The 10,382-nt window shown below is 71.8% G+C and carries 7 protein-coding genes; 6 read left to right on the forward strand and 1 reads right to left on the reverse strand.

The window, feature by feature from the left end; translation table 11 throughout:
* The first annotated feature begins 59 nt into the window (after nt 1-59).
* From HYU53_11345 to HYU53_11365, 5 genes are read left to right on the forward strand one after another with little or no spacing between them, the layout of a single operon-like run.
* Nucleotides 60-899, forward strand: coding sequence for a DUF58 domain-containing protein (locus tag HYU53_11345; protein MBI2221785.1), 840 nt, complete (start codon nt 60-62; stop codon nt 897-899).
* Nucleotides 899-2,743, forward strand: a complete 1,845-nt coding sequence (locus HYU53_11350; GenBank protein ID MBI2221786.1) for a BatA domain-containing protein — start codon at nt 899-901, stop codon at nt 2,741-2,743. The genes HYU53_11345 and HYU53_11350 overlap by 1 nt, the downstream gene beginning before the upstream one ends.
* Nucleotides 2,740-5,949 (forward strand): hypothetical protein, encoded by a 3,210-nt coding sequence (locus HYU53_11355; GenBank protein ID MBI2221787.1) that lies wholly within the window; start codon nt 2,740-2,742, stop codon nt 5,947-5,949. The genes HYU53_11350 and HYU53_11355 overlap by 4 nt, the downstream gene beginning before the upstream one ends.
* Nucleotides 5,946-8,159: a hypothetical protein gene (locus HYU53_11360; GenBank protein MBI2221788.1), complete on the forward strand. Its 2,214-nt coding sequence runs from the start codon at nt 5,946-5,948 to the stop codon at nt 8,157-8,159. The genes HYU53_11355 and HYU53_11360 overlap by 4 nt, the downstream gene beginning before the upstream one ends.
* The gene (locus tag HYU53_11365; protein MBI2221789.1) at nt 8,156-9,154 is read left to right on the forward strand and encodes a hypothetical protein; all 999 of its coding nucleotides are present in this window, start codon (nt 8,156-8,158) and stop codon (nt 9,152-9,154) included. The genes HYU53_11360 and HYU53_11365 overlap by 4 nt, the downstream gene beginning before the upstream one ends.
* Before the next feature lie 64 nt (nt 9,155-9,218).
* Here the strand turns inward: HYU53_11365 and HYU53_11370 are convergent, their stop codons facing one another.
* A complete protein-coding gene (locus HYU53_11370) occupies nt 9,219-9,869 on the reverse strand; it encodes a rhomboid family intramembrane serine protease (GenBank protein MBI2221790.1) in 651 nt (216 codons plus the stop codon).
* A gap of 92 nt (nt 9,870-9,961) precedes the next feature.
* On the opposite strand from HYU53_11370, the gene HYU53_11375 reads away from it, so the two are divergent.
* Nucleotides 9,962-10,219 (forward strand): hypothetical protein, encoded by a 258-nt coding sequence (locus HYU53_11375; GenBank protein MBI2221791.1) that lies wholly within the window; start codon nt 9,962-9,964, stop codon nt 10,217-10,219.
* The last annotated feature ends 163 nt before the right edge of the window (nt 10,220-10,382 follow it).

Below are 10,382 nucleotides of genomic sequence, written 5' to 3' on the forward strand. Positions count from 1 at the left end.
CGGCCCGCGCGGCGGAGCTGCGCTATCTCGATCCCGCGGTCATCGCGCGGCTCGGCTCGATGGAGCTGCGCGCCAGGACGATCGTCGAGGGGTTCATCTCCGGCCTGCACCGCAGCCCGTTCAAGGGCTTCAGCGTCGAGTTCGCGGAGTACCGCCAGTACCTGCCGGGAGACGATCTCTCGACCATCGACTGGAAGGTGTACGCCCGCAGCGACCGTTACTACGTGAAGAAATACGAGGAGGACACGAACCTCGACTGCCACATCCTCCTCGACGTCAGCGCGTCGATGTCCTACGCCACGGGAGAGGTCTCGAAGGTGGCGTACGGCTCTTACCTCGCGGCGGCGCTCGCGTACCTGATGAACCGCCAGCGCGATGCGGTGGGATTCGTCGCGTTCGACGAGCAGATCGTCGATCGCCTTCCGGCAAGCGCGAGGACAGGGCACCTGAAGGCCGTGCTGCTGGCGCTGTCGCGGCTGCGCCCCGGGACCCGGACGGACGTGTCGAAGCCGCTCCACCAGCTCGCCGAGGGGCTGGCGCGCCGCAGCATGTCCATCGTGATTTCCGATCTGCTGGACGATCCGGCCGAGACGATCAGCGGCCTGAAGCATCTCCGGTTTCGCGGGACCGACGTCATCGTGTTCCACGTGCTCGACCCCGCGGAGCTGTCCTTTCCCTTCGAGCAGCCCGCGCGGTTCAGGGACATGGAGGACGACCTCGAACTGCTCGCCTCACCGGCGGCGGTGCGAAAGGAATACCTCCACCGGCTTCACGAGATGCTCGGCCTGTACGAGCGCGAGCTCCGCGGCGCCGGCATCGATTACGTCAGGCTCGAGACGACCACGCCGCTCGATACGGCGCTGCTCGCGTACCTCTCGACGCGCGCGAGGCACGGGTGATGCCGTCCTTTCTGTATCCGGCGTTCCTGATCGGCGCGGCCGCCGTGGCCATCCCGCTGCTGCTGCACCTGCTCCGCAACCAGCAGGCTCCGGAGGTGCGGTTCAGCGCGGTGCGGCTCCTCCGCGGCGTCCGCGTGGAGCATGCGCAGCGCCGCCACATCAGGGACTGGCTGCTGCTGGCGCTGCGGATGGCCGCGCTGCTGCTCCTCGCGTTGGCCTTCGCCCGTCCTTATCTTTCCGGCGACGAATCCACGGCGGCGCGCGCGCGCGTCGTGCTGCTCGATCGATCCGCGAGCATGGCGGCGCCCGCCGTCTGGGCGCGCGCCCGCGCGGCGGCGCTGGAGGCCATCGACGCCGCGCCCGCCGGGGAGCCTGTCGGATTGATCGCGTTCGACGACAGGCCGGAGCTGCTCGCCCCGCCCACGATGGATCGCGGCGCGGTCAGGCACGCCGTCGAGCGCCTGCGGCCTGGTGTCGGCGGGACGCAGTACGCCGGTGCGATGGCACGGGCGGTGGCCGTCCTCGAAGACACCGACGCAGGCTCCGGCCGCATCGTCCTGATTGGCGATCTGCAGGGCACGGAGGGGGATGCACGCGTCACCGTCCCCGAGGCTGCCGTTGTCGAGGTGGTGAAGGTCGCCGCAGGTTTCGATAACGTCGCGCTGCTTGGCGCCGTGCAGCGCGATGGCACCATCGTGGCCACCGTCAGGAACGACGGAGTTGCCGGCCGCCGCGTCCGGGTGCGGGTGGAGTCGGCTGGCGGCCGGGTTGAGGAAACGCAGGCGGACGTGCCCGCGTCGCAGACGATCGAGGCCGTCGTTCCCGTGGGATTGCGCGGCGGGGACGTGAAGGTCGTGCTCGTTGCAGCCGGGGGCAACGAGCTGCCTGCAGACGACGCGAGGGTCCTTTCGGTGGACGTGACCCGGCCCGTGCGCGTGCTGGTGGTGGGCGGCGCGGAGGACGCTTTTTACGTACGCGCGGCGCTGGGCGCGGGCGAAGTGCGGCCTGATTTCGAGGTGGCGATGGTCGCCGCGCCGGGCGTGGCCGGGGCACTTGGCGGAGCGCAGGTGCCGGACGCGGCGTTCGTGCTCGGCCCGCGTGGTCTCGATCGCGGCGCTCGCGATGCGATCGCCCGCTTTGCACGCAACGGCGGCGGCGTGCTGGTGGCGTCGAGCGATCCCGGCTTTTCCACGCTGCTGGAGCGGCTCGAAGTGCTGGCACCGCGCGGCACAGACGCGGTGCTGGCGCTGGCGTCCTTCGATCGGCGCCATCCGCTGTTCCAGGCACGGACCGGAATTGGCGAAGGCCTGGGAGGTGCGCGCTTCACGAGAGCGTGGCGCGTGCGCGCGCCTGAGTGGCAGCTGTTGGCGCGCTTCGACGACGGGGCGGGTGCCCTGTTCGAACGCCGGGAGGGGCGGGGGCGCATCGTGTTCCTCGCGTCGGACATGAATCGCCGCTGGAACGATCTGCCGGTGCAGGCCGCGTTCGTGCCGTTCGTCCAGGAGATGGCGCGCTATCTGGCGCCGGCGGCCGAACGGCGCGAGTACACGCCTGGCACGCTCCCGGCCGGCACGGCGCCGGCACTCGGATTCATCCAGCTTGCCTCGGGCCGGCGGGTCGCCGTCAACCCGGACGTGCGCGAGTCAGACCCGTCGCGCATGGAGGCGAAGGCGTTCGAGCGGGCGCTGAAGCGGAGGCCGGACCGCCATGGTGACGAGTCGGCGGCGCGGCGGCGCGCGCAGGCGTCCGAGAGCGGACAGGCGCTCTGGCGTTACGGATTGATGCTGATGTTGGCGACCCTGGTCGCCGAGGGAGTCATCGGATCGCGCGTGAGGCGCACATGAGTCCGCAACTCGAGATCTCGACGTTTCTGGGGGCGATCCGAAAACGCTGGCGGTGGCTCGCGGCGCTGCGCGCCGGATCGTCGGCCGTCGCGGGCGTGGCGGTGGCGCTTGGCGTGCTCGCCCTCGCGGTCCGGCTGGCGCGCCCGACCGCCGACGCGGTCATGGCGATCGCCGTGCTGGCGATGGCCGCCGCGATCGCGTGGGTCGTGCGCGCGGTGCGGCCCACCATGGCCGTCGTCGACGACAGCCACCTCGCGCGTCTGGTCGAGGAGCGGCGGCCCGAGTTCGAGGATGCGCTTGTCGCCGCCGTGCACGTCCGCGACGGCGGCCATGCGTTTGCGCCGGCCATCCTGGCCGATGCGGCCGTCCGTGCGCGGGAGGTGGATCCGTCCTCGATCGTGCGGAGCAGCGACTTGCGGCGTGCCGCCGCCCGGGGACTCGCCGCCTGCGGACTACTGCTCGTGACGGGAGGCGCGTCGCTGGCGCCGCTCGAACGCGCGGTGAACGCGGCGTGGATGCGGCTGTTCCCCTCGCGCGTGGCGCTGGCGGTCGAGCCCGGAGACACCCGGATCGTCGCGGGGCGATCGCTGACGCTGCGCGCGCGCGTGACGGGAGTGCCGGCGGGCTTCGATGCGAGCCCGTTCGTGACGATCGAATCATCGACCGGTCCCGGACGGCAGGCGATGCGGCGCGACAGCGAGTCGTACGTGCTGACGCTCCCATCGGTCACAGATTCGTTCAGATACGGCGTGTCGGCGGCCGGTATTCGATCCGCGAGCTATACGGTGACCGTGCTGCACCGGCCGGCCCTGCAACGGATCGACGTGGCGTACCAATACCCGGCGTACACCGGGATGCCGGCGCGCGTCGAGGAGGATGGCGGCGATATCTACGCACCGGCCGGAACCCGCGTCACCGTGCGGGTGCGGGCGAGCAAGCGCGTGGCGTCGGGCACGCTGAAGATGGGCGCGCGCGCGATCGCACTCGCGCCGGGGCAGGAGCCGGAGGTCCGCGAGACGAGCTTCGAGGTGCAGCACGACGGTTCGTATCGCGTCGATCTCACGGACGTCGATGGGCTGCAGAGCGAGCCTTCGGCCGAGTACTTCGTGCGCGTGACCGACGACCGCCCGCCAGAGGTCCGCATCGTCCGGCCCGAAGGGGATCGGCAGGTGACACCGCTCGAGGAAGTCGAGATCGAGGCGCTCGCCGAGGATGACTATCGCCTCGGCGCGCTGGAGTTGGTGTACGCCGTCGGCGCGCAGCCCGGGAAGGTCGTGACGCTCAGCCGCGGTGGACGCCCGTCGGCCGCCGGCGGGCACCTGTTGTTCCTCGAGGACCTGAAGGTCCGGCCGGGCGACATCGTGAGCGCCTACGCTCGCGCGCGCGAGGCCCGCCGCGGGGGCCGCGAGGCGCGCAGCGAGATGCTGTTGCTCGAAGTTGCGCCGTTCGACCAGGAGTTCTCGCTCGCGCAGTCGCAGGCGGCGGCGGGGGGCGGCGGCGATCTGGACTCCCTGATTCAAGCCCAGAAGAACATCCTGAATGCCACGTGGAACCTGCTCCGGCGCGCGGCCGCGGGGCGCAGCGACGCGGACGTGAAGGCGGTTGCGGCGGCGCAGGGAGACGCCAGGGCGCGCGCGCGGGCGCAGGCGCAGGCGGGTGGCGCGCGTCGCGCGGCGCGCGACGGCGGCGATCCGATGGCGCTGGCAGTGGCGGCGATGGGACGGGCCGAAGAGGCCCTGCGGCGCAGGAAACTGCAGGACGCGGTGCCCCACGAGATGGAGGCGCTCTCGCAGCTCGGCCGCGTCCTGGCGGAGAACCGGCGGCGTGAGGTCAGCCAGCAACGCGGCGCGGGCGGGGGCGGTGGCAATCGAACGAACCAGGATCTGTCGGCGCTCTTCGACCGCGAGCTGCTGCGCCAGCAGCAGACGAATTACGAGAACCGCCAGTCCACGAGCGACCGGCGCGACGCGTCGGGCGACGACGAGATGCAGAAGCGCATCCGCGAGCTGGCGGCGCGGCAGGACGAGCTGGCGCGCGCGCAGCGGCAGCTCGCCGCGCAGCGAATGAGCGAGGAGGAGCGCCGCCGCCGGCTGGAGCGGCTGACGCGAGAGCAGGAGGAGCTGCGGCAGCAGGCGGAGCAGCTCGCGCGCGACCTGCAACGGCAGCAGCAGGGCGGCGGCCAGTCGCGCGAGCAGTCGGAGAGCGTGCGGGAAGCCGCCGAGGAAATGCGCGGATCATCGGGGGAGATGCGGCGGAACAACGCCGAATCCGCGAGCGAGCGCGGCAGCCGCGCCGCCGAACGTCTCCGTGGCGCCGAGCAATCGTCGCAGAGGAGGCAGGGGCGGCAACTGTCGGCGGGCGAGCTGCAGATGGAAGCGCAGCAGCTTGCCGATGCGCAGCGGCGCCTCGAGGCGCAGCAGCGCGAGACGGAATCGCAGGGGGCGCAGGGGAACCAGTCGCGGCAGCGTCTCGCCGACGAACAGGAACGCCTGGCCGACCGCACGGAGCGGCTCGAGCGATCCGCGCGCGCGCTGGCGGGCGGCGGGGGAGAGCAGCGGCAGCAGCAGGCCGCCGAGCAGGCGGCGCGCGACCTGCAGCGGCAGCGCGTGGCGGAACGGATGCGCGAAAACGCGAACGGCCTGCGACAGCCGCAGCCGTCGCCGCGAAGCGGCGAGCGGGCCGTGCAGCTCTCGTCCGCGCTCCAACGCGCAGCCGAACGGCTGTCGGCCACAGGTGACGCTGAAACACGACGGCTGGCCAGCGAGATGGCGCGCAATCGCGCGGCGCGCGAGCGCATCGAGGAGATGTCGCGGCGCCTCGAGCGCGCGCAGCGTGACGGGAAGCCGGGGGGGCAGGAGGAACTCCGGCGCGAGATGCAGCGCGCGGAACAGACGCTCCGCGACCTGCAGCGCGGCGGCCGCCCGGCGAGCGGCATCGGAGACTCCACGCCCGAGCGGCACGAGTGGAGCGAGTCGGCGCCGGGGCTGGAGTCATTCAAGCAGGACTTCTCACGCTGGGAGCAGTTGAAGCGCGATCTCACGCTGGCGCTCGAGCAACGCGACCTGGCGATCGCGCAGCGGCTGCGCGGGCGACGGGGAGAGGACACGATCAGCGCGGGGTCGGTTGAGGCGCTGCCGGAAGCATACCGGGCAAAGGTGGCGCGGTACTTCGAAGCGCTGGCGCGCGCGGGGCGACGCAACCCATGACGTTCCTCTCGCCGCCGCCGTGGTGGGCACTGGCGATGGCCGCCGCCGCCATTGTGTGGCTGGCGCTGCGGACCTACGCGCACGCGCCGATCGGCAGCCGCCGGCGGAACGCACTCGTCGCGCTGCGCCTCCTGTCGCTTGTGGCGATTGCGGCGTTCCTTCTCCGGCCGGTCGTGGTCCGGCCGCTGCCGCGATCGGGCAGCGTGATACCGGTCGTCGTCGATGCGTCGCGCAGCATGGCCATTGCGGATCTGCCCGCCGAGCGCGGAAGCGACCGGGCGGCAACGCGCTTCGAGCAGGCGGTGGCGATTGCCACCGGCCCGCTCGCGCAGGCGCTGAGCGGCTATCGCCTCGAGTTGCTCGAGCTGCGCAACGACATCGGCCCGCTCGATGCGGCGCGCAAGCCGGACGGCGACACGAGTCACATCGGGGCGGCGATCGCCACCGTACGCGAGCGGTACCGCGACCGCGCGGTGCCCGGCATCATTCTCCTGTCTGACGGTGTCGACACCGGTGACGGCGCGATCGCGGACGACTCGGGCGCCGCCGTGTTCGCCGTGGGCATCGGCGACACCTCGCCACCCCGCGACCAGGAAGTGCTGTCGCTCGATCTCGATCACGAGGCGCTGCCCGGCTCCTCCGTCGAGCTGACGGCCACCGTCGTCGCGCACGGCTACGGCCGCGATCCCGTCGACGTGCGGCTGCTCGCGTCCGGCCGGCCCATCGACATCAGGCGCATCGTCCCCGCGGCCGACGGGATGCCCACGAAGATCACGTTCGAGCTTCCTCCCGCCGGCCAGGAGGCGGTGGTGTACACGGTGGACGTGACCGCGCGGGACGGGGAGGCGGTCACGGCCAACAATGCGAGGCGCGCGCTCGTGCAGCCGATCGGACGGAAGCGCCGGCTCCTGTTCGTCCAGGGCTCGCCGGGATACGAACACGGATTCCTCGCGCGGGCATGGGCCGGGGATCCGTTCATCGAGCTTGATGCGGTCGTCCGCAAGGGGCAGAACGATCGCGGCGAAGCCACTTTCTACGTGCAGGCGGCGGGCACGCGCGCGGCGTCGCTCGCCTCCGGCCTGCCGTCCGATCGCGCGACGCTCTTTGCGTACGACGGCATCGTCCTGGGCAATGCGACCCGCGATCTGCTGGGCGAGGCAGAAATCGATCTGCTCGACGCGTTCGTCGCGGAGCGCGGTGGGGGAGTGCTGCTGCTTGGCGGGCGGTCGTTCGCGCCGGGAGGGCTTGCGCTGGGCGCGCTCGGCGGGCTGCTGCCGGTCGGATCGCGGCAGGGCGCCATCGATGCGACGCGTGCGTCCGTTTCGAACGGCGGCGCGAACCGCCTGACCCTGACACCCGAGGGACAGCGCCACGCGATGCTGCGGCTCGAGGGGGCTCGTGACGCGTCCGCTCGCCGCTGGAGCCTGGCGCCTGCCCTGGCCGGGGTCGCGGCGACGGGCACGCCGCGCCCGGGCGCGCAGGTGCTGGCCGTCGCGTCGAGCGGCGGGATGGCGCGGCCGGTGCTGGTTGTGCAGCGTTACGGCGAGGGGCGCACGATGGTGTTCGCTGGGGAGGCGGCGTGGCGGTGGAAGATGCAGCGGCCGCTCGACGACCGCCTGTACGACACCTTCTGGCGGCAGGCCGCGCGATGGCTCTCCGCCCCCGCACCGGATCCGGTCGCGCTCGACGTGGACGCCGACGCGCAGCCGGGCGCCCCGGCAACGATTGGCGTCACGGTGCGCGACGACCGGTTCGCGCCGATTCGTGACGCGACGGTGGAGATCGCCGTGCGGGACGAGCGCGGAGCCGAGGAGGTGCTGAAGGCCTCGCTGACCGATGCGGCGCGCGGCCGGTACACCGTCTCGTGGCGGCCTGCCAGGCGCGGCCTGTTTCGCGTGTCGGCGACCGCGCGGCGCGCGTCCCAGCGGATGTCGTCGGCGGCGCGCGACGTGTTTGCCGGCGGCGCGGACCTGGAAACCGCCGACCCGCGGCGGCGTGACGACCTGCTCGCGCGAATCGCCGAGGCGACGGGGGGGCGGCAGTTCACCGAGCGGGAGTTCGCTCAGATTGGGCCGGCGCTGCAGGCACGGGCCGACGCCGCGCCCGCCGTGGGGACGCAGGAACTGTGGCACGGCCCCTGGACCTTCGTTGGGCTGATCCTGCTGCTGTCGCTCGAGTGGGCGCTGCGCCGGCACTGGGGGCTGCGATGACCCGTGCGGCCGTCGTGTGCTGGGCGCTCGGTGTCGTGGCTGCCACGACCGGACACGTTGCGGGCGGACAGGCCACGGCCGGACAGGCCCCAGGCGGGCCGCAGCGGTACGCGCTGGTCGTCGCGGGGGCCGCCGGCGGCGAGGCCTACGCCGCGAAGCTGACGACGTGGCGGCAGGCGCTGGTGTCCGTGCTGCGCGAGAAGCTCGCGTTCGACGCGGAACGAGTCGAGGTGTTCGCCGGGGAGGGCGCCGACGCGCAGCCCGCCACGCGCGAGCGGATCAGCGCCGCCCTCGAGCGGCTCGCGCGCGAGACGGGCCCCCAGGACCTGGTGATGATCGTGCTGCTCGGGCACGGATCGTTCGACGGAGTCGAGGCGAAGTTCAACCTGGTGGGGCCCGATCTCGACACGAACGAGTGGCGCGATCTGCTGCGGCCGCTGCGCGCGCGCGTCCTCTTCGTCAACACCACCGGCGCGAGCATGCCGTTCCTCGAGCGCCTCTCCGGGCCCCGCCGCATCATCGTCACCGCCACGGAGACCCCGGCGCAGAAGTTCGACACGATCTTCGCCGAGCACTTCATCGGGTCGCTCACCGATCCGGCCGCGGATCTCGACAAGGACGGCCGGATCTCGGTGCTCGAGGCGTTCAGCGCGGCGAGCCGGCGCGTGAAGCAGCAGTACGAGCGAGGCGGGCAGTTGCCGATCGAGCGCGCGATGCTGGACGACAACGGCGATCGGGTGGGGAAGTGGGCCGGGGGCGAAGGCACGGACGGCACCACCGCCGCGCGCACGTTCCTCGATGGCGCCGAGGCGGCGACCCCGGCCGACCCCGCGCTGGCCGAACTGCTCCAGCGCCAGGCGGTGCTTCAGGTGCAGGTGGACGATCTCCGCGCGCGCAAGGTGCTCATGGCGCCCGACGAGTACGCGAAGGAGTTCGAGCGGGCGATGATCGACCTCGCGCGCGTCTCGCGGGAGATTCGGCGGAAGAAGTCGTAGCGGCGGCCCTCCGCGGGCAGGTCGATGCCGCTGGCGCGCCGTGCGGTTGTCGTACCTGGCCTCTCTACTCAATCCACTCGATCCGCTCCCGCTCCGGGCGCCTGAGGACGGAGACGAGCGCCATCCCCGCGAGGAAGCCGGCCGCGTGCGCCCAGAACGCGATCCCGCCGCCGCGAACGCCGAGCGAGCCGACGCCGCTCAGCAACTGCATCACGAACCAGAAGCCGAGAAAGAACAGCGCCGGGATCTCCACGACTTCGACGTACAGGATGACCCACACGAGCGTCAGCACGCGTGAGTGCGGGAACAGCACGACGTAGGCGCCCATCACGCCGGCAATCGCTCCGCTCGCCCCCACCATCGGCACGAGCGAGTCGGGCGAGGCGGCGATCTGGCCGAAGGCGGCGGCGCTGCCGCACGCCAGGTAGAAGAGCAGGAAACGCCAGTGGCCGACCCGGTCTTCGATGTTGTCGCCGAAAATCCACAGGTAGAGCATGTTCCCGAGAAAGTGCAGCCAGCCGGCGTGCAGGAACATCGACGTCAGGAGCGAGCCCGCGCTGAAAGACGCCGGCACCAGCCCGTAAGTCATGACCACGGCGTGGAGGTCGGGCTCGGTGAGGGTCTGCTCGACGAAGAAGGCCCCCGCGTTCAACAGGATGAGGATGATGGTGACAAACGGCGCGGTTCGGGACGGTATGACATCCCGCAGCGGCAGGGCGAGCACCTTTGCAGTATAAGTTTCGCCCTATAATCATGGCTATGTCGGCTGGCCGTGTCCGACACGTTCGATCGCACTGGCGCAGCGCCTTGCCGCTCGCCCTGCTGACGTACGCGCTGGTCCTCGCGTCGGGCCCCTTCCTGCACCACGATCTTTCCTGCGAGCTGAAATCCCGGACGCACTGCACGACGTGCGTCGCGGGCGTGGCTGGGCCTGGGCTGACTCCGGCAGCCGATTCCCTCGCCCCCGAACTGCCGCCCGCCGGCGCCATCACGGCGCGGGGCGACGAGCCGGGGGCGTTCACCGATCAGGCCTCGATCAACGGCCGCGCACCTCCCCCCGCGTAGCGTCCCTCCGGCAAGTCAGAACCCGTTTGTTTCAGGCGATCGATTCCGCGCCAACCGGAGTCACACGGAGGAGAGTTGTGATCCATCTGAGTACGCGACGTGTCCTTGCGGCAGTGCTGCTCGGCGGCTGGCTCGCGCCAGCCGCGAGCGCCCAGGTTCTTTC

The organism is Acidobacteriota bacterium (assembly GCA_016184105.1).
Lineage (GTDB): Bacteria > Acidobacteriota > Vicinamibacteria > Vicinamibacterales > 2-12-FULL-66-21 > JACPDI01.